Source organism: Methylobacterium sp. NPDC080182 (genome assembly GCF_050281105.1).
GTDB lineage: Bacteria > Pseudomonadota > Alphaproteobacteria > Rhizobiales > Beijerinckiaceae > Methylobacterium.
Map to the genome: position 1 here is coordinate 136453 of NZ_JBNNWO010000001.1, position 26794 is coordinate 163246.

Annotated in this window: 22 protein-coding genes; 10 read left to right on the forward strand and 12 right to left on the reverse strand. The window is 73.8% G+C overall.

Going from position 1 to position 26794, the window contains the following annotated elements:
• The first annotated feature begins 488 nt into the window (after positions 1-488).
• Positions 489-2435, forward strand: coding sequence for a methyl-accepting chemotaxis protein (locus tag ACQKQD_RS00710; protein WP_205833884.1), 1947 nt, complete (start codon positions 489-491; stop codon positions 2433-2435).
• A gap of 9 nt (positions 2436-2444) precedes the next feature.
• Here the strand turns inward: ACQKQD_RS00710 and ACQKQD_RS00715 are convergent, their stop codons facing one another.
• From ACQKQD_RS00715 to ACQKQD_RS00745, 7 genes are all read right to left on the reverse strand, one after another.
• Positions 2445-3293, reverse strand: a complete 849-nt coding sequence (locus tag ACQKQD_RS00715; protein ID WP_427507230.1) for a TetR/AcrR family transcriptional regulator — start codon at positions 3291-3293, stop codon at positions 2445-2447.
• 129 nt (positions 3294-3422) lie between these two features.
• Positions 3423-4226: a pyrroline-5-carboxylate reductase gene (proC, locus tag ACQKQD_RS00720; RefSeq protein ID WP_091926573.1), complete on the reverse strand. Its 804-nt coding sequence runs from the start codon at positions 4224-4226 to the stop codon at positions 3423-3425.
• A 26-nt stretch (positions 4227-4252) separates the two neighbouring features.
• Positions 4253-4762 (reverse strand): YbjN domain-containing protein, encoded by a 510-nt coding sequence (locus tag ACQKQD_RS00725; RefSeq protein ID WP_020090942.1) that lies wholly within the window; start codon positions 4760-4762, stop codon positions 4253-4255.
• Positions 4763-5052: 290 nt separating this feature from the next.
• Positions 5053-5337, reverse strand: a complete 285-nt coding sequence (locus ACQKQD_RS00730; RefSeq protein WP_020090941.1) for an accessory factor UbiK family protein — start codon at positions 5335-5337, stop codon at positions 5053-5055.
• Positions 5338-5485: 148 nt separating this feature from the next.
• Complete coding sequence (locus ACQKQD_RS00735; protein ID WP_427507231.1) at positions 5486-5731, reverse strand: hypothetical protein; 246 nt, start codon at positions 5729-5731, stop codon at positions 5486-5488.
• A gap of 133 nt (positions 5732-5864) precedes the next feature.
• A complete protein-coding gene (locus ACQKQD_RS00740; protein WP_012321860.1) occupies positions 5865-6581 on the reverse strand; it encodes a PhoH family protein in 717 nt (238 codons plus the stop codon).
• 413 nt (positions 6582-6994) lie between these two features.
• Entirely contained in the window at positions 6995-9394 is a 2400-nt protein-coding gene (locus tag ACQKQD_RS00745) for an ATP-dependent helicase (protein WP_427507232.1), read from the reverse strand.
• Between the two features lie 335 nt (positions 9395-9729).
• On the opposite strand from ACQKQD_RS00745, the gene ACQKQD_RS00750 reads away from it, so the two are divergent.
• Positions 9730-13170, forward strand: coding sequence for an AsmA-like C-terminal region-containing protein (locus ACQKQD_RS00750; RefSeq protein ID WP_020090938.1), 3441 nt, complete (start codon positions 9730-9732; stop codon positions 13168-13170).
• 96 nt (positions 13171-13266) lie between these two features.
• On the opposite strand, the gene ACQKQD_RS00755 is transcribed toward ACQKQD_RS00750, so the two are convergent.
• Complete coding sequence (locus ACQKQD_RS00755) at positions 13267-15402, reverse strand: S9 family peptidase (protein ID WP_427507233.1); 2136 nt, start codon at positions 15400-15402, stop codon at positions 13267-13269.
• A gap of 464 nt (positions 15403-15866) precedes the next feature.
• On the opposite strand from ACQKQD_RS00755, the gene ACQKQD_RS00760 reads away from it, so the two are divergent.
• From ACQKQD_RS00760 to ACQKQD_RS00770, 3 genes are all read left to right on the forward strand, one after another.
• On the forward strand, positions 15867-17564 hold the full coding sequence (locus tag ACQKQD_RS00760; protein WP_427507234.1) for a porin: 1698 nt from the start codon (positions 15867-15869) through the stop codon (positions 17562-17564).
• Positions 17565-17701: 137 nt separating this feature from the next.
• Positions 17702-17929, forward strand: a complete 228-nt coding sequence (locus tag ACQKQD_RS00765; RefSeq protein WP_103984631.1) for a hypothetical protein — start codon at positions 17702-17704, stop codon at positions 17927-17929.
• 99 nt (positions 17930-18028) lie between these two features.
• Positions 18029-18871, forward strand: coding sequence for a DUF6456 domain-containing protein (locus ACQKQD_RS00770; RefSeq protein ID WP_427507460.1), 843 nt, complete (start codon positions 18029-18031; stop codon positions 18869-18871).
• Between the two features lie 6 nt (positions 18872-18877).
• Here ACQKQD_RS00770 and ACQKQD_RS00775 read toward each other — a convergent pair whose 3' ends face one another.
• Together ACQKQD_RS00775 and ACQKQD_RS00780 are read right to left on the reverse strand one after the other, a co-directional pair.
• Entirely contained in the window at positions 18878-19306 is a 429-nt protein-coding gene (locus tag ACQKQD_RS00775) for a SufE family protein (protein ID WP_020090933.1), read from the reverse strand.
• A gap of 80 nt (positions 19307-19386) precedes the next feature.
• Entirely contained in the window at positions 19387-20478 is a 1092-nt protein-coding gene (locus ACQKQD_RS00780; RefSeq protein WP_427507235.1) for a sensor histidine kinase, read from the reverse strand.
• 359 nt (positions 20479-20837) lie between these two features.
• Between ACQKQD_RS00780 and ACQKQD_RS00785 the strand changes: the two genes are divergently transcribed.
• From ACQKQD_RS00785 to ACQKQD_RS00795, 3 genes are all read left to right on the forward strand, one after another.
• Positions 20838-21140, forward strand: a complete 303-nt coding sequence (locus ACQKQD_RS00785; protein WP_100251610.1) for a DUF3761 domain-containing protein — start codon at positions 20838-20840, stop codon at positions 21138-21140.
• A gap of 115 nt (positions 21141-21255) precedes the next feature.
• The gene (locus tag ACQKQD_RS00790) at positions 21256-21930 is read left to right on the forward strand and encodes a helix-turn-helix domain-containing protein (RefSeq protein ID WP_020090930.1); all 675 of its coding nucleotides are present in this window, start codon (positions 21256-21258) and stop codon (positions 21928-21930) included.
• Positions 21905-23203: a DNA-packaging protein gene (locus tag ACQKQD_RS00795; RefSeq protein ID WP_020090929.1), complete on the forward strand. Its 1299-nt coding sequence runs from the start codon at positions 21905-21907 to the stop codon at positions 23201-23203. Before ACQKQD_RS00790 ends, ACQKQD_RS00795 begins: the two co-directional genes overlap by 26 nt.
• Positions 23204-23615: 412 nt before the next feature.
• Here ACQKQD_RS00795 and ACQKQD_RS00800 read toward each other — a convergent pair whose 3' ends face one another.
• Both ACQKQD_RS00800 and ACQKQD_RS00805 read right to left on the reverse strand, forming a co-directional pair.
• The gene (locus ACQKQD_RS00800) at positions 23616-23858 is read right to left on the reverse strand and encodes a hypothetical protein (protein ID WP_234081909.1); all 243 of its coding nucleotides are present in this window, start codon (positions 23856-23858) and stop codon (positions 23616-23618) included.
• Positions 23859-23916: 58 nt separating this feature from the next.
• Entirely contained in the window at positions 23917-24993 is a 1077-nt protein-coding gene (locus ACQKQD_RS00805; protein ID WP_100251611.1) for a hypothetical protein, read from the reverse strand.
• Between the two features lie 30 nt (positions 24994-25023).
• Between ACQKQD_RS00805 and ACQKQD_RS00810 the strand changes: the two genes are divergently transcribed.
• Together ACQKQD_RS00810 and ACQKQD_RS00815 are read left to right on the forward strand one after the other, a co-directional pair.
• Positions 25024-26217, forward strand: coding sequence for a phage portal protein (locus ACQKQD_RS00810; RefSeq protein ID WP_100251612.1), 1194 nt, complete (start codon positions 25024-25026; stop codon positions 26215-26217).
• 42 nt (positions 26218-26259) lie between these two features.
• Complete coding sequence (locus ACQKQD_RS00815) at positions 26260-26790, forward strand: HK97 family phage prohead protease (RefSeq protein ID WP_100251613.1); 531 nt, start codon at positions 26260-26262, stop codon at positions 26788-26790.
• The last annotated feature ends 4 nt before the right edge of the window (positions 26791-26794 follow it).

A 26794-nucleotide genomic window follows, 5' to 3' on the forward strand; every position in this document is an offset into this window, starting at 1 on the left:
GGCCGACGCGCTTCAGGCCGTCGCCATGTCTCCCCGAAGGTCGGGACTGTAGCGCGGGTCTTCCTGCCCGATGTCAGCAACGCGGGCCGGACCGTGCCGCAATGCAAGTGCATCGCCCGCGTGATCCAGCGCGAGCGTGTACCGCGCGAAGTCTCGACGCCGCTCGGCAGCGGACACGCGCAGGGCGAAGCTTCCGGGCGGACCGGGAGGCGCCGTCAGAACTGATCCATCGCGACGAGAACGCACCGATTGCCGTTTGCGCGCGCAGCCCGGCAGGTTTGGTCACCTCGAGCGCCCGAGATATCGGGTCTGTCTCTAAGTATTGTCGTCTATCATCTATAATACAAGTTGAACTTGATCGCGCGACACGATGTTGTCATGATCGTATCGTCTATCGTAAGGCCGAAAGTCTGGCCTCTTCTGTGGAAGATACGTCTGTGAGAACTGGGATACGCGCTCGTCTCTACGCGGGATTTGCGATGCTCGTCATGATCACGGGCATCATCGGCGCATTCGCGATCTACCAGCAGGCTGTCATCGGCGCGGACCACGCGCTTCAGGAGCGCGTGGAGCGGGGGGCGCAATCGGTCCTGATGATCGACGGTCACGCCGCACGCCTCGTCGGGACGGCCGAACGGTACCGGCTCCAGCCGGATCCCGACCTGATCGCCGCGATGGAGCAGGCCCGGCAGGCGATCGAGCAGACCTGCGACCGGTACTTCTCGCTGGCCATGACGGACGGGGGGCGGAAGCTCTACGACGACGTGCGGGAGGCTGCCCGCGCCATGAAGCCGGAACTGGAACGCCTCGCGGCGTCGGGGGCGAGCCTGCGCGAGGCCAGGACGAAGCTCTACGAGACCGGCAACGCGCTCACCACCCTTCTCGCGAGCCTGCTCGCGGACGTACGCGCCCGGGCCGGCGAGGCGATGCTCGCGCGGGTCGAGCACGTCGAGAACGCCGTCCTGCGGTCCCGCATCGCGTCGGCCCGCTTCGTGATCGGCCTGGACGCCCATGACCGCGACGCCTTCGAGCAGCGGGTCGAGCAGGCTCTTGCGGCCCTGGATGCGTTCAAGGACGCGCAGGGCGGCGCGGTCTTCGGGCAGCAGGTCAGGTCCGTCCGCGACGCGCTGATCGCCGCCGCGGCCGGCTTCCGCACGTACGATCGGGCGGTGGCGTCGGCGAAGGCGACGTTCGAGACCGGGATCAAGCCCCACGCCGACGCGATCGACCGGCTCGGCATCGCGCTGCGCGACCGGATCGTGGCCGCCGGCGAGACGATTTCCCGGGAGACCGCCCTGGCGGCGAGGCGGGCCCGGTACATCCTGATCGGCCTGGTCGCCGCGGCCCTGCTCCTCGGGGGTATCCTGGCCTTCGTGCTGGCCCGCAGCGTCATCCGACCGGTCGCCGGCATGACGGAGGCGATGACGCGGCTGGCCGAGGGCGATCTTCACGTCGCGGTGCCGTACCGCGCGGCGACCGACGAGATGGGCGCGATGGCCAAGGCCGTCGACGTCTTCCGCCAGAACGCGGTCGCGCGGGCGGAGCTCGAGGCGGCGCAGGCCGCCGAGCGGGAGGCTCGCCTACGCCGGGCCGAGCGGGTCGAGCAGCGCGTCCACGCCTTCCAGGCGAAGATCGCCGCCTCGCTCGACATCGTCACGGCGGCGACCAGCGAACTCGACGCGACCGCGCAGGCGATGACCCGGGTGGCCGACAACACCAACAGCCAGGCCGTGACGTCGAGCTCGGCCGCTGCCCAGACCTCGGCCAACGTCCAGACCGTCGCGGCCGCCGCCGAGGAGATGGTCTCCTCGCTCCAGGAGATCGAGCGGCAGGTCGTGCGCTCGAACGCGGTGGCCGGTCACGCCGCCCACGAGGCCGAGGCGACCAACGCCGCCATGGCGAGCCTGCACGCCGCCGCCGAGCAGATCGGGGCCGCCGTGATGATGATCTCCGGCATCGCGAACCAGACCAACCTGCTCGCCCTCAACGCCACCATCGAGGCGGCGCGGGCCGGCGAGGCGGGACGCGGCTTCGCCGTCGTGGCCTCCGAAGTGAAGGAGCTCGCCGCCCAGACGGCGCGGGCGACCGAGGAGATCGGCGGCCAGATCGCCGCGATCCAGGCGGCCTCCGGGCAGGCCGCGGAGGCGATGGCGCAGATCGCCCGCACGATCGCCTCCGTGAACGAGATCAGCGGCGCCATCGCGGCGACGGTGGTGCAGCAGACGGCGGCCACCGGCGAGATCTCGCGCAATGCCGGCGAGGCGGCGCGGGGGACGGAGGGCGTCTCGGCCAACGTGGCGCGCGTGCTGGCCGCTGCCCGGGAGGCCGGGAGCGCCGCCGCGCAGGTTCAGAGCGCGGCGGCCGAACTGGCGACGCAGTCCCTGACGGTCAAGCGCGAGGTCGACAGCTTCCTCAGCGACATCCAGGCCGCGTGAGCGACCGGTCTAGATGGCGGCAGCGGGGTCGCTCTCGTCACCGTCGCCGTCGCGGCTCCGCCGCTCGCGCGGCCGCCAGTCCAGGAACGAGCGGCCGATGGCGCGCAGGGGCGCCGTCAGGCGGCGAACGTCCTCGGCCCGCTCCATGATGCGCTCGCCGTTGCGGATCTCCTTGTCGAGCCGCGCCATCGTCCGGGCGAGCGCCGGATCGTCGTCGTCCAGCCAGACCTGGGTCACGCGGGCGAAGGCGATGACCACGCCCTGCAGCTTGAGCTGCCCGAGCGACCCCTCGGTGTCGATCCCGGCCGCCGCCAGCATGTAGCGGTGCGAGTTCAGCATCACGCCGTTCAGCGCCAGCATCGAGAGCGGCTCGCCCCGGAGCGCGTAGGCGATCCGGCGCAGCGCCGGCTTGTAGGGCTCCATGGCGTCGAGGCGGCGCATCAGCACGTCGAACAGCCGCTCGCGGGTCGGCTCCTCCTCGAGACCCGTGAGATCGCCCTCCAGAACCTTGCGGTCGATGATGCGGGTCAGCCCGCCGAGAACCGCCCCCTTCGACGGGAACAGGTCGCGCAACTCGGCGAGCGTCAGGCCCGCCTCCCGGGCGATGTCGCTGACCTCGATGTCGTTCCAGGGCTGCTCGGCGGCGAGGCGCATCAGGGCCTCGACGGCGGCCTCCCGGGGCGACAGCTTCGGCGCCCCGGCCTGCGTCCCCGAGGCGTCGGCCCCGGTCTTGTCGCTCTCCTGCGCGACGCTCGCGTGGGCAGCACTCTCTCGGGCAGCGCCTTCCTGCGCGTCGCCCGCCTTGGCGGGGCTCGAGGCCTTGCGGGGCCGCTTCGAGGGGGCTTTGCTGTCGGTCATGGATCGGTCGCCCGGTCTGATCGGTCGTGTCGCCTCATGTAGGCGGGCGGGCCGCGAAGGGCAGGTCCGTCGCGCGGCCATGCCGCACGGACGCCGCCCGATGTCAGCCCTTGATGCCAACGCCCGATGTCAGCCGGACAGTTCCCCCGCCCGCCGACGGGCCGCGGCCACGGCCTCGCGCATCAGCGCGCTGAGGCCGTCCTCCCGCATCAGCACGTCGAGGGCCGCCGCGGTGGTGCCGCCGGGCGACGTGACGTTGCGGCGCAACTCCGCCGCCTCGGCCGGGCTGGCATCGAGGAGCGCGCCGGCTCCCGCCACGGTCGCCCGGGCGAGGCGGCGGGCGACGTCGGGCTCCAGGCCGGCCGCGATGCCGGCCTCCGCCAGCGTCTCGGCCAGGAGGAAGACGTAGGCCGGTCCGGAGCCCGAGACCGCCGTCACGGCGTCGATCTGCGCCTCGTCGGCGAGCCACGCCACGGCGCCGTTGGCCGCGAACAGGGCCTCGGCGGCCGCCCGCTGCGCGGGGGTGACCTCCGAACTCGCACAGGCACCGGTGGCGCCCCGGCCGATGCTCGCCGGCAGGTTGGGCATCGCCCTGACGATCGCCCGCGCCCGCGGCAGCCGGCCGCGGAGATCCGCGACGGTCTTGCCCGCCAGGATCGAGACGAGGAGCGTGTCGCGGCCGATGAGCCGATCGAGCCCGGGGGCCGCCGTGTCCAGGCCCTGAGGCTTGATCCCGAGGACCAGAACGTCGCCGGGCTCGGGATCGGACGGGTTCAGGGCGATGCCCCGCTCGGCGCAGAGATCCACGATCGGGCGCACGGGCACCGGGTCGATGATGGTGGTGCGGCGGGGATCGAGGCCCGCCTCCAGCCAGCCCGCCAGCATCGCGCCGCCCATCTTGCCGGCCCCGGCCAGGACCAGGGAGGCGGGCATCCGCGCCGTGGGGGCGCCGGGGGCGGTCACGCCTCGCCTTCGGTCTCGAACAGGACGGCGTCGAGGGCCTCGCGGGCGCTCTTGCCGGCCCAGAGGACGAACTGGAACGCCTGGAAGTAGCGCTCGCAGGCGTCGACCGCCGTCTTCATCATCGTGGCGCATTGCGGGTGGGTCGGGACGGCGCCGCCGGTCAGCAGGAGCGCGTGCCGGAACATCACCACGCTGTCGGTCGTCCAGAGGTCGAAATGGCCGACCCAGAGCTGCTCGTTGATCAGCGCGATCAGGCGCATCACCTCGGTGCGCTGCCGCTCCGGCACCTTGAGGTCGAAGGCGCAGGCGACGTGGAGCGCCTCGACGTCCTCGATCCACGTGAAGGCGACGTTGTAGTCGGTCCAGCGACCGGGGCTCGTGACCGACATCTCGTCGGTCTCGGCCCGGTCGAAGATCCAGTCGCGCAGGGAGGCCAGCCGCTCGACGACGTCGAGCGGATGCTCGTTCCGGTCCGGGTCGTGGAAGTCGACGTTGAGAAGCGGCATGACGATCCAAAAGGACGACCCGGACGAGATCCGGCCCGACGTGGCGGTGACGCGAAACCGGAGCGCGAGAACACTCCGAGAACTGGAACGACCGGCAGATCTAGGCCGGCGGTGACGCGATCGACTGTCGAAGCTCTGCGGACATCGCCCCGCAGCCCCCGAATCACCCTATGCCCGACTATAGACCGGCCGTGACTCGCGACACAAAGTGCAGGTCACATTCAGTGAACAGGAAACCGGATCGTCGACGCCGCTTCCTGTGTAAAAGCCCGCGGCGTTGCCGCGGAGACTCAGACCACCTCGCTCAGGCCCGCGGCGCCCGCTCCGGCGCTCCCGGATCGCGCCTCCAGGGCCGCCACGCGGGCCGTCAGGGCCTCGTTCTGCGCCTGGAGCTGGGTCACGAGGTCGCGGAGCACGTCGAGCTCTTCGCGGGAGGCGATGTCGAGGTCGCGGACGACGCGCTCGAGCTGCGCCCGGACCACGGTCTCGGCCTCGCGGCGGACGCCCTGGGCGGCGCCGGCGGCGTCCGTCATGAGGCGGGCGAGGTCGTCGAACAGTCGATTGGAGGGGGGCATCGGGGTCTCCCGGATCGGCCGGCTGCCGCGGCGGCCGCCTGACGGCGCGATTCGAGACGACGAGATAGGAATCTTCGGAACGGGGAGCAACGCCCGGTTCCGGTCGGGCGAGCGGAGCGGGGCCGGAAGACCCCACTCCGCCGTTCAATCACATGCGGTGCATGCGGCGGTGCACGCGGTGATGCATCATCCGGCGCTCCATGCGGCGGTGCATCATGCGCCGCTCCATGCGGCGATGCATCATGCGCCGCTCCATGGGAGTCATCCGGACATGCGTCACCGCGTCGGGCGCCGACACGGCGCCGGGCATCGCGGGGGCGGCCGAGGCCGGCTGGACGAGGGCGGCGCCGCCGAGCGAGGCCAGCACGGCGAAGGCGAAGGTCAGTTTCCTCACGAGGAGACTCCAGTTCTCTGAAGGCCGGGCTCGGCGCCCGGTTCATCCTCCCGAATGGGAGGTGCGGAGAGTCGTCTCGTGCCGCGGGACGGCACGGCGGGTCTGCGAGGACCCGCCGCCATCAACTTCCGATTTAGAGATTCGTTTCCTCGAACGCCTTCACCCACTCGGCGCAGATGCCGGAGCGGACGATGTCGTTGCGGGTGAACTCCACCACGGGGATCGGCATCATCCGGCTCTTGACCATGTGCATGACGGTGCGCAGGCCCGAGGTCTCGCGGAGGTCCGTCTGCGAGACGTCGCCGTTGATGATGACCTGGCAATCGTCGCCGATCCGGGTCAGGAACATCTTGATCTCGTTGATCGTGGTGTTCTGCGCCTCGTCGAGGATCACGAGGCAGTTCTTGAAGGTTCGGCCGCGCATCACCTCGAAGGGGACGATCTCGATGTCGCCGGTCTTCAGGGCGATCTCGAAGGCGGCGGCGCCCATGCGCTCCTTCATGGCCTCGGTGAGGGGGGCGACCCAGGGGGCGATCTTCTCTTCCAGGGTGCCGGGGAAGTAGCCCAGCGACCGGCCGGAGGGCACGTTCGGGCGGGTGATGACCACCTTGGCGATGCGGCGCTGGCGGAGCTGGTCCGCCGCGCGGGTGCCGGCGATGAAGGTCTTGCCGGTGCCGGCGGGCCCCAGGACGATGACCTGCGGCGAGCGGGCGAGGGCGTCGAGATACTCGGCTTGGCGTTCGGTGAGCGGCTGGATGGGAGCGAGATTGCGTTCTTCGTCGAAGCGTGTGCGATGAATGCGGGACGTGCGGTCTTCAACCAGTTCAAGTCGTGCGCGGCGTCTCTTCATGGATGTACACTCCAACGGGACTTGCCAACCTGGATCTGTTTCTGAACTGCCGTTTACCTGCTTGCTCCCGGTTCTACTCGCTTGCGGAACTTAATACCGGCCCAAGGCCGAAGGTTCCGCCCCGCGCTCGTCCGCCTGTGGAGAGCGTCACGACGTTCCGTGCGCGGCCGAATACGCGATGCAACTGGCGCACCAGTGCGATTCGCGCCCGACGATTGCGCGCCGGGTGTGACTAAGGGGTGACGGTCGGTGAAGGGGCTTCGAAAAAGCCGAGCGGCTGGCGCGGATGCATCAGGTTCGGGACGGTGGTGTCGCGGTAACGCGGCATCCGGCACGGTCGCGATCCTCCCCGCCCGCGCGGGCGAAGCCGGCCGACCCTGCCGCCCTGACACGTCCGGGCTTGGTCGGCGGGACTAGCTCGATCCGGCCTGGACGAAGCTGTCGAGGACCATCTTCCGGCCGGCCTTGTCGAAGTCAACGGTCAGCTTGTTGCCGTCGACCGCCGCGACCGTTCCGGGGCCGAACTTGGTGTGGAAGACCCGCTGGCCGCCCTGGAAGGCCGAGGGCGCGCCCGTCGACTTGGCGATCAGCTCGCCCTCGATCTGGCGGGGACCGCCGGACTGGCTGCCGGACCGGCCGCCCGGGCCCGCCGAGCGGAAGCCGCCTCCGGACCCCGATCCGAACCCGGACCGGCCGCCCGGCGCGGTGTTGGCCTGCGCGCGCTGCCAGCCCGGCGTGCCGTAGCTCGATCCGAACGGCGTCGGGTTGCGGTCGAACCGCGAGGCGCCGGCGGAGAAGTGCGCCGGGGCCTCGACCACGTCGACCGCCGTCTCGGGCAACTCGTCGATGAACCGGGACGGGATGGTCGAGGACCAGAGGCCGTGGATGCGCCGGTTGACCGCGAAGGACAGCTTCGCGCGCTTGCGCGCCCGGGTCAGCCCGACATGGGCGAGGCGCCGCTCCTCCTCCAGGCCCGCCCGGCCGCTCTCGTCGAGCGCGCGCTGGTTCGGGAACAGGCCGTCCTCCCAGCCGGGGAGGAACACGGTGTCGAACTCGAGCCCCTTGGCGGCGTGGAGCGTCATCAGCGAGACCCGCTCGGCGCCCTCCGCCTCCGAGGCCTCCATCACCAGGGAGACGTGCTCCAGGAAGGCCGCGAGGTCGGGGAACTCCTCCATGGAGCGGACGAATTCCTTCAGGTTCTCCAGCCGGCCGGCGGCGTCGGCGGAGCGGTCCTTCTGCCACATCTCAGTGTAGCCGGACTCCTCAAGGATGGTCTGCGCGACCTCGCTGTGCGGCTGCGTCTCCGCGAGCCGCGCCCATCGCGAGAAACTCTCGGTCAGCGCCCGCAGGGTCGAGCGGACCCGGGGCTTCAGCTCGTCGGTCTCGCACAGGCGCGCGGCGGCGATGCGCAGAGGCAGCCGGTTGGCGCGGCCGTAGGTGTGGAGCTGCTGCAGGGTGGCGTCGCCCAGGCCGCGCTTGGGCGTGTTCACGATCCGCTCGAAGGCGAGGTCGTCGCTGACGTTCACGGTGGCGCGCAGGTAGGCCAGCGCGTCGCGGATCTCGGCGCGCTCGTAGAAACGCGGGCCGCCGATGACCCGGTAGGGCAGCCCGAGCTGGACGAACCGGTCCTCGATCTCGCGCATCTGCGCCGAGATCCGCACCAGCACGGCGATCTCCGACAGGGGATGCTGCTTCGACTGGAGGGACTCGATCGACTCGGCGAGCATCCGCGCCTCCTCCTCGGAATCCCACGCGCCCGTCACGGTGACGCGCTCGCCCGGCTCGTCGTCGGTGCGCAGAGTCTTGCCGAGGCGGCTCTCGTTCCTGGCGATCAGCCCGGAGGCGGCGGCCAGGATGTGGCCCGTGGAGCGGTAGTTGCGCTCCAGGCGCACCACCACCGCGCCCGGGAAGTCGTGCTCGAAGCGCAGGATGTTGTCGACCTCGGCCCCGCGCCAGCCGTAGATCGACTGGTCGTCGTCGCCGACGCAGGCGATGTTCTTCCGGGACTGCGCCAGGAGGCGCAGCCACAGGTACTGGGCGACGTTGGTGTCCTGGTACTCGTCGACCAGGATGTAGCGGAACCGGTCCTGGTAATTGGCCAGGACGTCGGGGTTCTCCCGCCAGAGCTTGAGGCAGAGCAGCAGGAGATCGCCGAAATCGACGGCGTTCAGCGTCGCCAGCCGGGCCTGGTAGGCGGTGTAGAGGGCGCCGCCCTTGCCGAACGCGAAGGCCGAGGCCTCGCCCGGGGGCACCTGCTCGGGGCCGAGGCCGCGGTTCTTCCAGCCGTCGATGGCGTGGGACAGGGCCCGGGCCGGCCAGCGCTTCTCGTCGACGTTCTGGTCGGCGATGACCTGCTTCATCAGCCGGAGCTGGTCGTCGGTGCCGAGGATGGTGAAGTCGGATTTCAGCCCGACCAGCTCGGCGTGGCGGCGCAGGATCTTGGTGCCGATGGCGTGGAAGGTGCCGAGCCACGGCATGCCCTCTCCGGCCGGCCCGATCAGCGCGCCGATCCGGTGCTTCATCTCCCGGGCGGCCTTGTTGGTGAAGGTCACCGCCAGGATGTCGAAGGGGCGCGCCCGGTTGGTGGCGATCAGGTGGGCGATGCGGGTGGTCAGCACCCGGGTCTTGCCGGTGCCGGCGCCGGCCAGCACCAGGACCGGGCCCTCCGTGGTCTCGACGGCGCGGCGCTGCTCGGGGTTGAGCCCCTCGAGGTAGCCGGCCGCGTCGCGCCGGAGGGCGCCCATGGCGCGGGCGGCGATGGACGTGGCGGGCGCGCCGTCCCCGGTGGGTTGCGGATGCGGGCGGTTCTGCATCCCGCTTCCCTGGACCAAATCGCGAACGGCGTCGAGGCCGTTCGCGCCGCGGCGGGGGCGCGGAGCCATGAAGCGCGGCTGTCCGCGCCGGGGTGATCCGCGTCCTTCGGGCTGGTCGCGTTCCGCGGCCGATCGCGCGATCCATAGGCCGCGGGCCCGGGATGCCCGAGGAACCTCGCGCGTGCCCCGACCGCCGCTCGGGACCGTGGCATCGCCGCTGGCGCCCCCGGCGGCTTATCGTGCTATGGCCGTGGCGACTGACTCGCGGGGGCACGCGGGGCACGGCGGCCCGGTGAGGTCGCGGCCTCGCGCAGAGATGGTGCGGAACGGGACCATTGCGTGATCTTCTGACCGCGCTGGCGTGCGCCGTCATCCTGGTTCTCGTGGCGGCGCTCGCGGTCCCGCCCTTCGTCGACTGGCAGGCCCATCGCGGGCTCGTCGAGCGGGCGCTCGCCCGGTCCCTGGGCGTTCCGGTCCGGACCGACGGCCGGATCGAGGTCCGCCTGCTGCCGTCGCCGCGGCTGCGCGTCGACCGCCTCCACCTCGGCGCCGATCCGGACCGCCCCAGCCTCGATGCCCGGTTCGTCAAGGCCGAGATCGCCCTGGCGCCGCTCCTCAAGGGCGAGTTCCGCTTCACCGAGACCCGGATCGGCCGGGCCGAGATCAAGCTCCCGGTCGCCGGCCCGGACACGCTGAAGCTGCCGCCCGATTTCGGCGGGGCCCTGCGCGACCGCGACCTCGCCATCGAGAACCTGCACATCCAGCAGTTCCTCGTCACCACGCAGGTCCCCGCCACCGGGCGGACCGACCAGCTCTACGTCCAGGACCTGCGCCTGCAGGCGCCGGCCCTGGTCGGGCCCTGGCGGATCGAGGGGACGAGCGGCGGCGTCCCGTTCCGGGCGGTCAGCGGCACGCCGGGACCGGACGGGCGCCTCGCCGCCAAGATCTCCGGCGGCGGCGACGCGACGCCGCGCTTCGAGGCGGACGCGCGGTTCGGCCTCGTCCCCGCCGAATCCGGCGGCGCCCAGGTCGAGGCCGAGGGCTCCGCCCGCCTCGTCGTCGGGCCGCCGACCCAGGCGGCCGGCGCCTACCTGCCGTTCTCGCTGGCCGGCACCTTCAAGGCCCGGGGCACGCAGGTGCGCTTCGAGGCCGTCGACCTCGCCATCGACCCCGGCGGCCGGGCCCTGCGGCTCGGCGGCACCGGACGGCTCGACCTGCGCCAGTGGCGCGCCGGCCTGACCCTGGACGCCCGCCGCCTCGACCTCGACGCCTTCCTGGCCTCGGCGGAGGGGCAGAACCTGATCGCCCGCGGCCTGCCGCGCTCGACGGGCAGCCTGCCGGCGATGCTCGACCTCGACCTCACGGTGGGCAGCGCCGTGCTGGGCGGCGAGGAATGGTCGAACCTCGCCCTCACCGGCACCCTGGAGCGGGCCGGCGGCCTGCTGCTGCGCCGCTTCGCGGTGACCGGCCCGGCCGAGTCCACCGTCACGGCGAGCGGGCAGGTCGAGACGGCGCCGCTGCGCTTCTCCGGCCCGGTGGCGCTCGCCGCCCCCGACTCGGAGGCGCTCGGCCGCTACCTGCGCCGCCTCGGCGCCGAGGGGCCGCTCGTCGCGCTCCTCGACGGGCGGAAGATCGAGGCCGCCGCCGACCTGTCGGCCGCCGGGACCGGCCTATCCCTGCGCAACATGCGCCTCGGCCTCGGGCCGGCGCGGATCACCGGGAACGCCCGCTACACCGCCGCCGAGGGCGCCGAGCGCGGGCGGTTCGAGGCCCAGATCCGCGCCACCGGCCTCGACATCGCCGGCCTGCCGCCCCTCGGGACGACCCTCGGCACCCTGCGCGACACCGACCTCGCCCTGACGCTCGAGGCGAAGGACGTCCGGTTCGGCACCGCGGGCTCCGGTACCGGCACGATCGCGGCGCGGATCCAGTCGGACGGCGCCGGCCTGGCGGTCGACAGCCTCGACGTCACCGACCTCGCCGGCGCCAGCGCCCGGCTGTCCGGGCAGATCGGCGCGGACGGGACCGGCCGCGTCTCCGGGCGCCTCAAGGCGCCGGCGGCGGCGCCGCTGCTTGGCCTGCTCGAGCGGGTCTGGGTGGGCGAGATCCGCCTGCTGCCCGCCTTCCTGCGGGACGCGCCCCTCGACCTCGCCGTCACCCTCGACCGGGAGGGCGGCGCGGCCGCGGCCCTGCGGACCCAGGCCCGGGGCAGCGCCGGCGGCGGCACCCTCGACCTGACGCTCGCGAGCCGTGGCACGCGGATCGAGGGCGGCACCGCCACCCTCACGGCGCCGCGGGCCGGACCGTGGTTCGGCCGCGCCGACCTCGCCGGCCTGCAGCAACCTGCCGAGCTTCGGCTGACCGCCGAGCGGCCGGACGGCCAGTCCCTTGCCCTGACGGCGAGCGGCACGGTCGCGGGCCTGCGCCTCGCCACGGGCCGCCCGATCCTGGTCGGTCCCGACTTCGTCCCCACCGGCGGCACGCTCCGCGGCGAGACGGCCGATCTGGCGCCGTTCCTGACGCTGGCCGGCGCCGCGACCCTGGCACCGGGCGCGTGGCCGGCCGACCTCACCGTCACGCTGTCGCGGCAGCAGGGCGAGGCCGCCGCCGCGCTCGCCGGCACGGTCGCGGGCGCGGGGGTGAACGGGACGCTGCTGCGGTCGGCAGGCGGTGCCCTGCACGGCCGCCTCGCCCTCGACCGGCTGTCGATCCCGCAGCTCGCGGCCGCCCTGGTGATCCCGCCGGGGGCGAACGGCGCGTTCGGCCCGCCGACCGCCCACCCGGCCCTGTCGCTCGACGCCCGCGTGGCCAGCCTGGATCTCGGCCGCGGCCTCGTCGCCACCGACGCGACCGCTGCCCTCGGCCTCGCCGACGCGGGCCTGACCCTGCGCGACCTGACCGGCAAGCTCGCCGGCGGCCGCCTCGCGGGCTCGGTGACGATCGCCCGGCTCGGGGCCGGCGCCTCGGTCTCGGGCTCGGGCAGCCTCGACGGCGCGGCGCTCCCCACCCTGGCCGGCGGCCCGTTCGGCGGCCGCCTGAGTGCCGACCTGCGCTTCGCCGCCACGGCCGAGACCCTGCCGGGCCTCGCCGACAGCCTCTCGGGCAGCGGCGCGCTCACCCTGACGGACCTGAGCCTGCCCGCGGCCGATCCCGCGGCGCTCGGCCGCGCTCTCGCCCGCGCGGCCGAGATGGACGACCCGCTCCGCGAGGGCCGGCTCCAGGCGCTCGTCACCGAGGAACTCGCCCGGGGCGGCGCGCAGGCGCGCGGATCCGCCCGGGCCGCCGCCACGATCGTGGGGGGCGTGCTGCGGGCCGGGCCGTTCGACCTCGATCTCGGGCCGGCCCGCTGGGTCGGCACCGTCGGCTACGACCTGCGCGCCGGGCGCCTCGACGCCCGCGGCACGCTCGCGGGCGGCCCGGTGCCCCGCGGCTGGAATGCCGGGCCGCCCGCGGTCCAGTTCGGCCTGACCGGGCCGCTCGGCGCGCCCGAGCGGGTGCTCGACGTCGGCACCCTGTCGAACGGCCTCGCGGCCTTCGTGCTGCAGCGCGAGCTGGAGACGATCGAGCTGACCGAGGCCGACCAGGTGGAGCGGCAGCGCCGCCGCGCCCGGATCGAGATGGATCGGGCCCGCGCGGCGGCCCTCAAGGCCGCGGCCGAGAAGGCCGCTGCGGACAGGACTGCCGCCGACAAGGCCGCCGAGGAGGCGGCGAGGCGGCCGCGCAACCCGGAGGAGGGTGCTGCCCAGCCACCGGCGCCGGCCGAGGCCCGGCCGTGAGGCCGGCCGCGTCCTGAGGGCGGGGGTGGGGCTGGCCAGCGTGACGGCCTCAGGCGCAGCACCCCTTGGAGCGCCGCGCCCGCACGGGCGGCGGCTCTACGCCTTCCCCACCGCCATGAGCGCGAAGGCGTAGATCAGCGCCACCTCCTCCAGCCGGTCGAACCGGCCGGCGGCGCCGCCGTGGCCGGCCTCCATGTTGATCCGCAGGAGCACCGGCCCGCCGCCCGTCATGGTGGCGCGCAGCCGCGCGACCCACTTGGCCGGCTCCCAGTAGGTCACCCGCGGGTCGGTCAGCCCGCCGAGCGCCAGGATCGCCGGGTAGTCCTTGGCGGCGACGTTGTCGTAGGGCGAGTAGGACAGGATCGTCCGGAAGGCGGCCTCGCTCTCGCCCGGGTTGCCCCATTCGGGCCATTCCGGCGGCGTCAGCGGCAGCTCCGCGTCGAGCATGGTGTTGAGCACGTCGACGAAGGGCACGTCGGCGACGATGCCGGCGAACAGCTCGGGCGCGAGGTTGGCCACAGCCCCCATCAGCATCCCGCCCGCCGACCCGCCATGGGCGACGATGCGTTTCTCGGCGGTGTAGCGCGCCGCGATCAGGGCGCGGGCGCAGGCGATGAAGTCCGTGAAGGTGTTGGGCTTCTTCTCGCGCTTGCCGTCGAGGTACCAGCGCCAGCCCTTCTCGGTGCCGCCGCGGATATGCGCGATGGCGTAGACGAAGCCGCGGTCGACGAGGCTCAGCAGGTTCGTGCGGAACGCCGCCGGCATCAGCGTGCCGTAGGAGCCGTAGCCGTAGAGCAGCAGCGGCGCGCTGCCGTCGAGGGCGAGGTCCCGCCGGTGCAGCAGCGAGATCGGCACCTGCTCGCCGTCGGGCGCGGTGGCGAAGAGCCGCCGGGTCACGTAGGCGGCCGGGTCGTGCCCGCTCGGCACCGCCTGCCGCTTGCGCAGGAGCCGGGTGCGGGCCGCGCAGTCGTAGTCCCAGGTCTCCGACGGGGTCGTCATCGACGAGTAGACGAAGCGGATCGTGGCCGTGTCGAAGGCGAGCCCGGCCCGCAGGCCGAGGGAGTAGGCCTCCTCGGCGAAGGCGACGCTGTGCTCGGTGCCGTCAGCGAGGTCTCTCACGACGATCCGCGGCTTGGCGTTCTCGATCTCCAGCCGGACCAGGTGGCCGGCCAGCAGGTGCAGGTGGCGGATCATCACCCCGGGCCGGTGCGGCACGAGGTCGGTCCAGTTGGCGCGGCCCGGATCGTCGAGCGGCGCGGTGACGATCTTGAAGTCCTCGGCGCCGTCCGCGTTGGTGCGGATGAACAGGCGGTCGCCGCGGTGCTCGACGCCGTAGATCAGCAGCGGCGTGCGCGGCTCGACGAGGCGCAGGGGGGCGTCTTCCGCGTGCCGGTCGAGCAGCCGGACCTCGGAGGTCTCGTGGTCGCTCACCGTCACGTCGAGGAAGGCGCCGGACTGCGTCTTGCCGATGTGGACGAAGTAGCCGGCATCGGCCTCCGTGTAGACGGTCTCGTCCTCGCTCTGCCCCGTGCCGACGCGGTGGCGCATCACCTTGGCGGGGCGGTGGTTGGCGTCCACCGCCACGTACCAGAAGCTCGCGCCGTCCGCGGCCCAGACCGCCTCGCCGGAGGTCGCCTCGACCCGGTCGTCGAGATCGAGGCCGGTGGCGACGTCGCGCACCCGGATCGTGTAGAGTTCCGAGCCCTTGGTGTCGGCGCTCCAGGCGAGCCGGGCGTGGTCGTCGGAATGCACCGCGGCGGCGATCTCGAAGAACGGCAGGCCCTCACCCTCGCGGTCGCCGTCGATGAGGATCGTCTCATCCGGGTCCATGCCCGACTCGGGTACGTCGGGTGATGTGGCCGGCCGCCGGCAGATCAGCGGGTGCTGCCCGCCCTCGCGGTGGCGGGTGTAGTAGGCGAAGGGCCCGTCCGGCTCGGGGACGCCGCTCTCGTCCTCCTGGATCCGCCCGCGCATCTCGGCGACGAGCTGCCGCCGGAGTTCCGTGCTCCCGGCGAGCGCCGCCTCGGCGAAGGCGTTCTCGGCGTTCAGGTAGGCGGCGATGTCCTCCGGCAGCGCGGCCGGGTCCTTCAGGACCGTCTGCCAGTTCTCGGCCTTCAGCCACGCGTAGTCGTCGGTGATCTCCTGCCCGTGGACGCTGAAGCGTCGCGGCCGGGCCTCGGCCACCGGCGCGCCGGTCCTGTGAGCGAGCAAGCCGTGGCCGATCTCCGTCATCGTCTCTCCCGTCGGGTCCCGTCGCGCGCGGGTGTCGCGTCCGGGTGAGGGGATGTGTCCCGCCGGGCGCGCGGATGCAAGGCGTCCGGGGGCGCGGCCGGGGCGGGCGGCGCGTATCGCCGGCCGGGACGGCGCGGCCACGGGACCGGGGCCGATCCGTTGCTTTCCGGCATCGGTGGCGCGGGAAACGGTCCGGCCGACGACGCGATCCGCCGGCGCGGTCCCGCGCCGGAGCGGCGTCGGGAGCCGCGCCGGGGCGGCCCGATCGTGCGGTCTCGGCGAAGGCCCCGAACCCGCCAGGGACTTGGCGCAGCGGCCGATTTCGGCCTCAACGCGGCACCGGAACGCCGCGGGTGCGCCACAGATCCTGACAAGTCGAGCCGAGCACAGGCCCGAGAAAATCGCTCTGGGATTATCCGGCTCCGCGATCCGTCCGACATGAAGGGGGACTTGCGGATGGTGGAATGGCCGATTCGATGCATGTTTTGTGTGCGGAGTACCGGAAACATCGTGCGAAGCGGGGGACAACGGGCGTACTGGCGGGTGTTGCGGGGTTGCTGAGTCTGCCGGCGGAGGCGGCGGAACTTCCCGATCGGCGAAAATCGCAGCTCATCGAGCACGTGCGGATCTGCTCGGCCTACGGCCAGGCCTTCTTCTTCATCCCCGGCACCGATACCTGCCTGCGCCTCTCCGGCCGCGCGCGCTACGAGTACGCCTACCAGCCTTCCTACAGCCGTTCGGGGAGTGCGACCGCCACCCCGGGGGATTACAGCGGCTACCAGGGCCGCCTCCGGATCAACCTCGACGCCCGGTCCCAGACGTCCTACGGCACCCTGCGCGCCTTCCTCCGCCTCGACGCCGGGAGCCGGACCGGTTTCGCCACCATGCATGCCGGCGCGCTGAACCGGATCGGCGGCGCCTTCCCGGCCCTGGGCGTCGACCAGTTCGGGCGGGCCCAGCAGCAGTTCAACGTCGACAAGGCTTTCATCCAGTTCGCCGGCATCACCGCCGGCCGCGCCTCCTCGTTCTTCGATTTCTACGCTCACGACTTCGAGTTCATCGTCGCCTCCATCGGCTCGGACAATCCCTCGACCAATCTCGCCGCCTACACGGCGACGCTGGGCAAGGGCCTGTCCGCATCGCTGTCGATGGAGGACCCGGTATTCCGCCGCACGCCGGTCTACGCGTCCCAGAACGCCGCGGCCTCGGCGTTCCCGAATCCCGGCGCGATCCTCTCGCCCGGGAACCCCGTCGCCCCGGTCTTCGTCGGCTACGACGCCGCCGGCAGCCCGACCGGGGTGGGCTTCGTGGACACGGTCCAGCGCAGCCGCATGCCCGACATCGTCGGCGTCCTGCGCTCCGACCAGTCCTGGGGCTCCGCGCAGCTCTCGGGGGCCGTGCACGAGGTCAACCACGGCCTGCTCAGCAGCGTCTCGTTCGCCGGCACCAACCTGGGGGCGCCCGTCTCGGTGGGCAACAACCGCACCCCGGGCGGCGCGGCCTCCGCCCTCGGCTGGGCCGTTCAGGGGGGCGTGAAGATCAACCTGCCAGCGATAGCGACCGGCGACACGCTCTACCTGCAGGGCGCCTACGGGGAGGGCACCGCCCTGTATACCGGCCTGCCGGCCTATAACGGCCCCTGGGCGCAATCGGCCACCGCGGTGCAGGGGGCGGCCTTCTCCCAGTTCTTCAGCGACGGCGTGATCAACCCCTTCACCCAGCGCCTGGAGCTGTCGACGAGCTACTCGTTCACGGCGGCGATGCTGCACTACTGGACGCCCGCGGTCCGCTCCGCCTTCTTCGGCTCCTACGGCGCCCTGAGCTTCGCCCGCGGCGCCCGCGCGGCGCAGGGCGCCTATTTCGGCGTGACCGGGACCGGGCCGGGCACCCCCGGCACGCGGTTCTTCGACCTGAGCCAGGTCCTGCGGGACAGCTACCGCTTCGTGGTCGGCGGCAACCTGATCTGGTCGCCGGTGAAGGAGTTCGATATCGGCGTCGAGGCGATCTACACGCGCTACGGGCCGCAGAGCGGCCGCATCCTCGACCTGGGCCGGTATCCCAACCAGAACGCGGCCTACGTCAACAACCTCGCCAACCCGGTCTCGACCGCCCGCCACGTCGACGTCATCCAGGTTCGCGCGCGCGTGCAGCGGGACTTCTGAGGGCGGCTGCGGATCCGGGGTGATCCAAGAGGGCTGGCGGCGATGCCGGCTCGGCCGGGAGCCGGTTCCGGCCTGGGGCGTTGAACCGCGGGCCGTGGCGTCTACCACGGTCACCGGTTCGATCCCGAGGTGCCGACATGGACGCGACCCCCGATCCGCAGCCGGATCCGCAGGACGATCACCCCGCCGCGGACCTGGAGCGGGTGAACGACATCCTCGCCGCCTGGGCGGCGCGCTCCGCCACCGAGAGCGCCGCGCTGATCGACCGGTTCGAGGCGATGGGCTACGAGGTCCGCGGCAAGTCGGAGGGCGAGATCGCCGACATCCTGCACCGGCCGCCGACGCGCGCGGCCGTCGCTAGATAGCTGTGGGTTGTAGGTAAAAAAGCCTTGACCTTCTGATTTTTCCTGAGAGACTGGAGGCTTCGCACGTCCGTCGTAGCACACACGGAACAAAACATGAACATGCGAGTGAAGGGCGGCCGTTCCGCCTCCGCGGGGACGCGTCACCGCGGCGCCGCTCCGGGGGATCTCCCGGCGGAGGCGGTGCGCCTGCTGGCGCGGCTCGGGGAGCCCGGCGCCTACGCGCGGCCCGACCCCCTGGTCGAGGACGCGCTGGTCGCCCGGCGCGGCGGCGACGGGATCTCGGTGGGGAGCGGCCGCTTCGCGGCCACCTCCGGGCGCGCCCTGGCGGCGGCCGATCTGGCGACGTGGAACGCGGCCGGCACACGCCTGACGATCAGCGAGGCCGGGCGGGCGCGCCTGCGCCGGGAGGCCCGGCCGGGCGACCTCGCCTTCGCGAACCAGCACCGCGATCTCGCCGTCGTGGAGGGCGGCGCCGGGCCGACCCTGCGCAACGCCGCCGAGAACCCCCTGGCCTGGATGGTGCGCCGGCGCGACCGGGACGGCGCGCCGCTCATCGACGCGGCCGCCTTCGAGGCCGGGGAGCGGCTGCGGCGGGACATGACCACCGCCGCCCTGCTGCCGCGGATGGGCGCGGATCTCGGGGCGCCCCGGATCGACGGTGGCGGCCCGCGCGACCCGGCCTCCGCGGCCGACCACGTGATCGCGGCCCGGCAGCGGGTGCGCGGCGCCCTCGACGCGGTCGGGAGCGACCTCTCGGGCCTGCTGATCGACCTCTGCGGATTCCTGAAGGGCCTGGAGCGGATCGAGGCCGAGCGCCGCTGGCCGGCCCGGTCCGCCAAGGTCGTGGCCCGCATCGCCCTGGGGCGGCTCGCCGAGCATTACGGGCTGGAACGGGAGGCGACCGGTCCGGACCGGGCCCGCCTGCGCCTCTGGCGCGGGTGAGGCCGCTCAGGCCTCGGCGGCGAGCCGGACCGCGTCGCGGTGGATGCGCTCCGCCATCGCCCGGACGCCGTTGGAGCGCTTCGACGTGACGTGGGCGCCGAAGCGGAGCTGCCGGAACAGGTCGAGGCCGTCGGTCTCGGCGGCCTCCTGGGGCGTCTTGCCGGTGTAGAGCGCGATCATCAGCGCCACGAAGCCGCGGACGATGAACGAGTCGCTGAAGCCGTGCAGGACAAGGCGCGGCGTGCCGTCCGCCGGCTCCGCCCGCGTGTCGATCCAGACCTGGCTCTCGCAGCCGTGGACGCGGTTCGCCTCGGTCCGCTCCGACTCGGGCATCGGCGGCAGGGCGCGGCCGAGCTCGATCAGGTACTCGAGCCGCATGTCGTCGTCTTCGACGATCTCGAAATTCTCGATGATGGTGTCGATGGGAGGGAGCATGCTCGGCCGGGTCCGGAAAGGTCTGGGCCGCTATAGGCCGGCCGCGCCGTTGTGGCGACGGGGTCCGGCGCCGCGGGCCCTCATTGCGGGCCGGGGCGCGCCGGCGGCAGGGTCAGCCACAGGGGGTCGCCCGGGCTGGCATCGCCCGCGACGCTGATCTCCGCCTGGGCCGCGTAGGCGGCGATGAGGCGGGGGCCGAGCTTCGGGACGTTCGGTCGGCCCGACTCGGCCGTGTCGCTCACCTTCGAGACGATCGAGAGGCGCAGCGGCGCGGCGGCCTCGATGTCGATGGCGATGGCGCAGGCGACGTGCTCGGCGGTGGCGTCCAGGCACTCGGCCACGATCTCCGCGACGATCATGCCCAGGGCGTTGGCGGTGCGCGGCTCCACGAGACCGTTCCCCGAGCCGCCGACCTGGACGCCGATCCGCCCGGCCCGCCGGAGCTGCCCGAGCCCGGAGGCGAGGCGGTGCAGGTAGTCCTTGAGGTCGATCGACGCGATGTGCGGCGCCTCGTGCAGGTGCTGCTGCACCAGCGCGATCGCCCGGACCCGCTGGCCCAGCGCCTCGAAGCTGCCGCGGCAGGGGTCGGGGGCCGCCCGCCCGTAGAGGCCGATCAGGCTGACCATCACCTGGAGGTTGTTGCGGACCCGGTGGTAGACCTCGGCCAGCAGCGCCTCCTTCTCGGCCAGCGCGTGCTCGATGTGCTCCTCCGCGTGCTTGCGGTCGGTGATGTCGAAGCAGGAGCCGAGATAGCCCTGGAACCGGCCGTCCTCCACGAGGGGGCGGGCGGTGTCGAGCAGCCAGCGGTACTCGCCGTCGTGCCGCCGGAGGCGGAACTCGACGGTGAAGGGCGCCCGCGCCTCGAACGCCTCGGCGACGATCCGGGCGTGCCGCTCGAAATCCTCGGGATGCAGCCCGCTGCGCCAGCCCAGGCCGAGCTCCGCCTCCAGGGGGCGCCCGGTGAATTCCAGCCAGCACTCGTTGTGGTGGATCGCCTGACCGGCCTCGTCCGAGCGCCACATCATCAGCGGCACCACGTCGGCGAATCGCCTGAAGCTGTCGCTGAGGGCGGCGGCTTCCGCGGTGCCCTGCGCCGGGCCCCGACCAGGATCCCCCGCGGGGCCGTTGCCCAGCGGGTCTTCCGCGCCGGACCCTGGTGGCTCACCGACCATTCTGTACCCGATTCACTCTGACGAACTGCGTGAAAGGCGACGCCTGCGTGCGGATGGCGCCGGTCAACGTGTCGACCGGACGGCCGTTCCGGTCCTGAACCGCGTTCAGATCTGCCATTCACCGGGACATTAGCGGCAATACCTTTCGAGCCCGTTCAGCATCCCGCCGACGTGCGGGGCCGCACCGGGCGCGCGGACGCGGCGGAGAGCCGGTCGGGCGACCCCGGCCGAGGTCCGGCCCGCGCGCAGCCCGTGACCCGCGCGCACAACCTGTAGCTGGCTTCTGGATAACCACAGATAGTTCGTGACGCCCCGATCCGGTTGTGTCTCTTGGCAGATGATACAACCTTGAGGGTGCCGTGCTGCCTGTCCTGACCGCGACGAACGCCGCCCGCTGGCCGGTGTTCGCCGGCCTCGTCCTCCTCGGCCTGTCGGGCGGCGCCGTCGCCCGGCCGTTCTCGGAGCCCGACGACCGGAACCTCGACCGCCACGGCCACTACCGCAGCCGGGACGGGTCCGACGTCCACCGGCCGGCCAAGAGCCTCGACGGCAGGAAGCCCGCGGGCGCCACGGCCAAGTGCCGGGACGGCACGTGGAGCTTCAGCCACACCCGTCGAGGCACCTGCTCGGGTCACGGCGGCGTGGCGCACTGGGAGGGCTGAGACCGGACTGTGCCTTAAGTCCTATATCGCCCGAGAAATAGGAATTTGCGCTTGACACCGGCGCGCTGCCGGGGTATCAACCAGGCACGGTCGAGACGTGTGCGGAGAGACCCCGATGTGGCCACCCCCTCCCAGCAGGGCGGACAGCCGCGCCGAGGCCCTGACGCTCCTGCGCGAGACCGACCTGACGTGCGACGCGATCGCGGCCCGTCTCGGCGTCCACCCGAAGACCGTGCACACCTGGAACGCCCGGGCCGGCTGGCCGAGGCCGCGGCAGCACCGGCCGCGGCTCCTGACAGGGCGCTGGCCGGCGGCGCGCCGGGCCGCCCTGATCCGCCTGCTGTGCACGCCGGGCGCCGATCCCGGCGACGTCACCGAGATCCTCGGTCTCGGCCGGCTCGACCCGGCGATGATGGCCACGGCCTTCGGGGCTGACCTGCCGCCGGCGGTCACCGGTCGCGGCGACCCCGCGGCCGACCCGGCGACCCTGCGGGCGCGTCTGCGCGCCCACATCGCCCGGCAGATCGCCGCCTTCGACGCGGCTCTGAGCGGGGCGGGGGCGGGCGCGGGCGACTCCGCCCGAATCCTGCGCGACCTCGGCGGCCTCAAGCGGCTCCTCGACACGGTGGATGCGGAGGGCGCGCGCGGCGCCGCGGGGGAGGGGGGCGATGGCACCGGACGCGACACTGGACGCGACACCGAACCCGACACCGAGCCCGACCTGCCCGCCCTGCGCGCGGAGATCGCGCGACGCGTTGCTGGCTTTGTCGGCGGCGGGGCGGCTGCCTGACTTCCTCGAGACGCTGCCGCCGGACCTCCTCCGGGCGCTCGCGGGCGACTGGCTGCACCAGGCCCGGCCGGACCAGCTGCCGCCGCCCGACGCGGCGCCCTGGACCACCTGGGCGGTGATCGGCGGCCGCGGCAGCGGCAAGACCCGCACCGGGGCCGAGTGGGTCGACGCCCTCGCGCGCGGCGACCCGGCCTTCGCGGGCGCGCCGGTCGGGCGGATCGCCCTGGTGGGCGAGACCCATCTCGACGTGCGCGACGTGATGGTCGAGGGGCCCTCCGGCCTCCTCGGCCTGCCGGCGCGGGGACGGGCCCGGCCCGCCTGGTCGCCGAGCCGCCGCCGGGTGGAGTGGAGCAACGGCGCCGTCGCGCTCGCCTTCTCGGCGGAGGAGCCCGACGCGCTGCGCGGCCCGCAATTCGGCGCCGCGTGGTGCGACGAGGCCGCCAAGTGGCGCCGGCCCGAGGCGGCCTTCGACATGCTGCAGTTCGGCCTGCGCCTCGGCGCCCGGCCGCGCAACCTCGTGACGACGACGCCCCGGCCGGTGCCGCTGATCCGCCGCCTGCTCGCCGACCCGCGCACGGTGGTGAGTCGTGCCCGGACCCACGACAACGCCGCGCATCTCGCGCCCGACTTCCTCCAGCAGGTGGTCGGGCGCTACGCCGGCACGCGGCTCGGCCGGCAGGAACTCGACGGCGAGCTCATCGCCGACCGGGACGACGGCCTGTGGACGCGCGCGGCCCTGGAGGCCGGCCGCCTCGCCGCGGCGCCCGATCTCGGGCGGATCGTCGTGGCGGTGGATCCCCCCGCCGCCTCGGGCGCGCGCTCGGACGCCTGCGGGATCGTGGCGGCCGGGCGCGCGGGCGGGCACGCCTACGTGCTGGCCGACGCGAGCCTCGCCCGCGCCACCCCGCAGGCCTGGGCGGCCGCGGCGCTGGCGCTCTACCACCGGCTCCGGGCCGACGCCCTCGTGGTCGAGGTCAACCAGGGCGGCGAGATGGCCGCCGCCGTGCTGGGCCAGTGCGACCCCGCCGTGCCGGTGACCCGGGTCCACGCCACGCGGGGCAAGTACCTGCGCGCCGAGCCGGTCTCGCTGCTCTACGCCCGCGGGCTGGTCCACCACGTCGGCGCCTTCCCGGCGCTGGAGGACGAGCTGTGCGATTTCGGCCCGGACGGCCTGTCCGGCGGGACCTCGCCCGACCGGCTCGATGCCCTGGTCTGGGCGCTCACGCACCTGATGCTGGAGCCCCGGGCCGAGCCCCGGATCCGGCGGTTGTGACAGCGGTCGCCGGAAACAATTCGGCGCGCTTCGGGTGAAGCGCGCCGGAGTCGGTTCGTGGTCTCTGGAACGAACTGCATGCTGTATACACAATGTCGTGCGCCAAATCTGTAGCGATCAGGCCACGGCACGCGGTCCTGAGCTGGGAATCCCCACCGTAATTCTCCGTATTGCGCGGCGACGGCGGGCGGATTGAGCGGCGCATCTGTCGGGTTGATCCCCGCCGTCCTTCCCGGGCGCCGCGGCCCGCCTCCGATACCCGAACCGTCGTCGCTGCCCGACCCCGGCACATCGGCATGCCGGGTCCTTGGGCGTGCCGGGTTCCTGGGCGTGCCGGGTTCTTGGGCGTGCCGGGTTCCTGGGCGTGCCGGGCTCCTGGGCGTGCCGGGCTCCTGGACGCCCGAGCGGTCGCTCAATCGCCGCCGCCACCGCCATCACCGCCGCCGCCGCCGTCGCCGCAGCTGCCGCCGTCGCTGCCGTGGCAGCCGCCATCGCCGAAGATCGCGCCGCCGTCGCCGCCGGAGCCCGAATCGTAGCTGAGGGAGCCGGAGCGGCGGGGCCCCCGGGAGCGCGTCGCGGAGGGCATGAGGCAGCGGAGGAAGGGGACGAGCGCGATGACGAAGATCGCGAGTTCGAGGGCCTGCTTCCTGTCCATCGGAACCTCCATCGGTTCGTCGGTCCGGACAGTCTAGCACAGGTCGGCCCCGGGCCGGTCACGGCGGCGCGGTCAGGCTCCGCAGGGCGGCCCGGACGTCGGCGAGGGTGCCGACCAGGGCGTAGCAGGCGAAATCGTGCGCGCCGGCGGCGGCGTTCGCCAGCCGGAAGCGGCAGCTCAGGCGGTTCGCCCCGGCCTCGGGCGCAACCGCGAAGCCGGGCCGCGGCGCGTCGGGCTCCTGCTCCGGCGGACCCGGGGCCCAGACCGCGACGGCGTGCGAGCCCTCCGGCGTCGCCAGGATCACCGGGTCCGGCCGCTCCCCCGCTCCGGGGCCGAGGGGCGCGAGCCCGCCGGTCGACGGGTCGAAGCGCCAGGCCGCGGAGAACTCCGCCGGCACCGCGGCGGCGAGGGGTTCGAGACGCAGCGCCGCCGCGGGCTCGGTCAGGACGAAGCTCGCCTGCACCTCCACGGCGTTGCCGAGGCCCGGCAGGCCGAGGGCGACCCGCTTGCGCAGGAGCGGGGCCGGGGGCGGGGCCGGGATCGCGGGGCTCGCGGAGGCGGTCGGGCAGTCCGCAGGCGGCTCGTCGGCCGGGTCGGCGGGGCCGTCCCAGGCCATGCGGGTCTCGGTCTCGGCCCAGCTCCGGCCGGCGCGCAGGGCGCGGAGCCGGCGGGCCGCGGGCGCGCCGGACCCGTCCTGCGGGGTGCCGGCCTCGCTCGCCCGGCGGCAGGCGGCGCCGGAGCCGATCTCCGCCCGCGCCTGCAGGGCGTCGCCGGGCTCGGTGTCGGCGAGGAAGGTGACGCCGTCCCAGGTCAGCGTGTCCACCGCCCCGGCGACCCGCCGGGACAGGCGCAGGCTGATCTCGGACCGGCCGAAGGGGCGCGCCAGGATCAGGGTCCCGTCGGGCTCCGGCCACAGGGGCGCGGGTGCGGGCGCATCCGCGGCCCGGGCCGGCGCGGCCGGGGGCGCGGCCAGGGGCCCGGCCAGAGGCCCGGACAGAGGCCCGACGACGAGCGCTGGGACCAGAGCCGCGACCCGCGCCGCGACGCGGGTCCCCGCCCGGACCCGTCCCCGGACCCGTCCCCGGAATCGCGCCTGGGGCCGCGCCTGGGGCCGTGTGGGGATCCGGGGCTGCATCGCGTGACCATAGCTCAGGAACGGACCGGCATGTCGACCCTCCTCGAACGCCTGGCGCGGGTCGCGCGCCGCGCCGCCGGCGGCCCGGCCCTCGCCACCAAGGCCGCCGCGGCCCCGGCCTTCGCCCTCTACGCCGAGGGACGGGCCAGCTGGACGCCCCGCGATCCGGCAGCGCTCGCCCGGGCCGGCTACCAGGCCAACCCGGTCGTCCACCGGGCGGTGCGGCTCGTCGCCGAGAGCGCCGCCGGCCTGCCGCTGATCGCCACCGGCCCCGGCGCCGAGCGCGCGGGCGACCTGCTCGCCCTGCTGGCGCGGCCGAACCCCCGGGAGAGCGGGCCGCACCTCCTGGAGACGCTCTACGCCGACCTCCTCCTCACCGGCACGGCCTACCTGGAGGCGGTGTGCCTCGACGGGCGGGTCGCCGCGCTCCAGGTCCTGCGTCCCGGACGGATGCGGGTGCTGCCGGGCCCGGACGGCTGGCCGGCGGCCTATCTCTACACGGCGGGCGGGCGCAGCCGCCGGTTCGACCTGCCCGAGCCGGGGATCGCCGTGGCGCCGATCCTGGCGCTGACGCTGTTCCACCCGGAGGACGAGACCGGCGGGCTCGCCCCGATCGCGGCGGCGGCCGCCGCCCTCGACATCCACAACGCCGCCAGCGCCTGGAACAAGGCGCTGCTCGACAACGCCGCCCGGCCGTCCGGCGCCCTGGTCTTCGCCGGGGCGACGCTGTCCGAGCCGCAATTCGACCGGCTGAAGGCGGAGCTGGAGGCGAATTACCAGGGTGCCGCCAATGCCGGCCGGCCGCTGCTGCTGGAGGGCGGCCTCGACTGGAAGCCGCTCGCGCTCTCGCCGCGCGACATGGACTTCGTGGCGGCCAAGGACGCGGCCGCCCGGGAGATCGCCCTGGCCTTCGGCGTGCCGCCGCTGCTGCTCGGCCTCCCCGGCGACAACACCCACGCCAACTACGCCGAGGCCAACCGCGCCCTCTACCGCCAGACCCTGATCCCCCTCGCGGCCCGCACCGCCCGGGCGCTGGCCGGCTGGCTGGAACCCGCCTTCGGGGCGATCGACCTGGAGCCCGACCTCGACCGGATCGAGGCGCTGGCCGGCGAGCGGGAATCCCTGTGGCGCCGGGTCCAGGCCGCGGACTTCCTGTCGGTGGCGGAGAAGCGGGAGGCCGTGGGCTACCCGCCCGCGATGCCGGGGGCGCCGGGCACACCCTGAGGCGCGGGGCGCGCCCTCACTGTCCCATCCGAGGATCCCCCCATGGACGGCCACTTCTCCGGCTATGCCAGCCTGTTCGGCGTGCCCGATCTCGGCCGCGACGTGGTGGTGCCGGGCGCCTTCGCGGCGAGCCTCGCCCGCCGCGGGGCCGCGGGCGTGCGACTCCTGTTCCAGCACGACCCCGCCGAGCCGATCGGCCGCTGGCTCGCCCTGCGCGAGGATGGCCGCGGCCTGTTCGCGGAGGGCGCGCTCAACCTCGCGGTGCAGCGCGCCCGCGAGGTCGACGCCCTGATGCGCGGCGGCGGCCTCGACGGGCTCTCGATCGGCTTCCGCACGCTGCGCGCCCGGAAGGGCGCCGGCGGCGAGCGCCGGCTCCAGCAGGTCGATCTCTGGGAGATCTCGCTCGTGACCTTCCCGCTGCAGCCGGGGGCCAGGGCGAGCCCCGCGTCGATCCCGGCTCCGGACCCGGAGGCCGACGCGATCCGCGGCCTCGCCGGCCTGATCGCGCCGCCGGGCGCCCTCGGACCCGCCGCGAGACCTGCCGCTCGGCCGCTGCCGGCCGCGCGGTCCTGACTTC

Coding starts and splice junctions, on each gene's coding strand:
- ACQKQD_RS00715 (WP_427507230.1), bottom strand. CDS start 3,293: ATGACCGACAGCAAAGCCCCCTCGAAGCGGCCCCGCAAGGCCTCGAGC.
- ACQKQD_RS00755 (WP_427507233.1), bottom strand. CDS start 15,402: ATGACGGAGATCGGCCACGGCTTGCTCGCTCACAGGACCGGCGCGCCG.
- ACQKQD_RS00810 (WP_100251612.1), top strand. CDS start 25,024: ATGTCGACCCTCCTCGAACGCCTGGCGCGGGTCGCGCGCCGCGCCGCC.
- ACQKQD_RS00805 (WP_100251611.1), bottom strand. CDS start 24,993: ATGCAGCCCCGGATCCCCACACGGCCCCAGGCGCGGCCCCAGGCGCGA.
- ACQKQD_RS00790 (WP_020090930.1), top strand. CDS start 21,256: ATGTGGCCACCCCCTCCCAGCAGGGCGGACAGCCGCGCCGAGGCCCTG.
- ACQKQD_RS00710 (WP_205833884.1), top strand. CDS start 489: ATGATCACGGGCATCATCGGCGCATTCGCGATCTACCAGCAGGCTGTC.
- ACQKQD_RS00725 (WP_020090942.1), bottom strand. CDS start 4,762: ATGCCGCTTCTCAACGTCGACTTCCACGACCCGGACCGGAACGAGCAT.
- proC (WP_091926573.1), bottom strand. CDS start 4,226: ATGCCCGCCTCCCTGGTCCTGGCCGGGGCCGGCAAGATGGGCGGCGCG.
- ACQKQD_RS00730 (WP_020090941.1), bottom strand. CDS start 5,337: ATGCCCCCCTCCAATCGACTGTTCGACGACCTCGCCCGCCTCATGACG.
- ACQKQD_RS00740 (WP_012321860.1), bottom strand. CDS start 6,581: ATGAAGAGACGCCGCGCACGACTTGAACTGGTTGAAGACCGCACGTCC.
- ACQKQD_RS00800 (WP_234081909.1), bottom strand. CDS start 23,858: ATGGACAGGAAGCAGGCCCTCGAACTCGCGATCTTCGTCATCGCGCTC.
- ACQKQD_RS00770 (WP_427507460.1), top strand. CDS start 18,029: ATGCGAGTGAAGGGCGGCCGTTCCGCCTCCGCGGGGACGCGTCACCGC.
- ACQKQD_RS00775 (WP_020090933.1), bottom strand. CDS start 19,306: ATGCTCCCTCCCATCGACACCATCATCGAGAATTTCGAGATCGTCGAA.
- ACQKQD_RS00745 (WP_427507232.1), bottom strand. CDS start 9,394: ATGCAGAACCGCCCGCATCCGCAACCCACCGGGGACGGCGCGCCCGCC.
- ACQKQD_RS00815 (WP_100251613.1), top strand. CDS start 26,260: ATGGACGGCCACTTCTCCGGCTATGCCAGCCTGTTCGGCGTGCCCGAT.
- ACQKQD_RS00780 (WP_427507235.1), bottom strand. CDS start 20,478: ATGGTCGGTGAGCCACCAGGGTCCGGCGCGGAAGACCCGCTGGGCAAC.
- ACQKQD_RS00765 (WP_103984631.1), top strand. CDS start 17,702: ATGGACGCGACCCCCGATCCGCAGCCGGATCCGCAGGACGATCACCCC.
- ACQKQD_RS00760 (WP_427507234.1), top strand. CDS start 15,867: ATGGCCGATTCGATGCATGTTTTGTGTGCGGAGTACCGGAAACATCGT.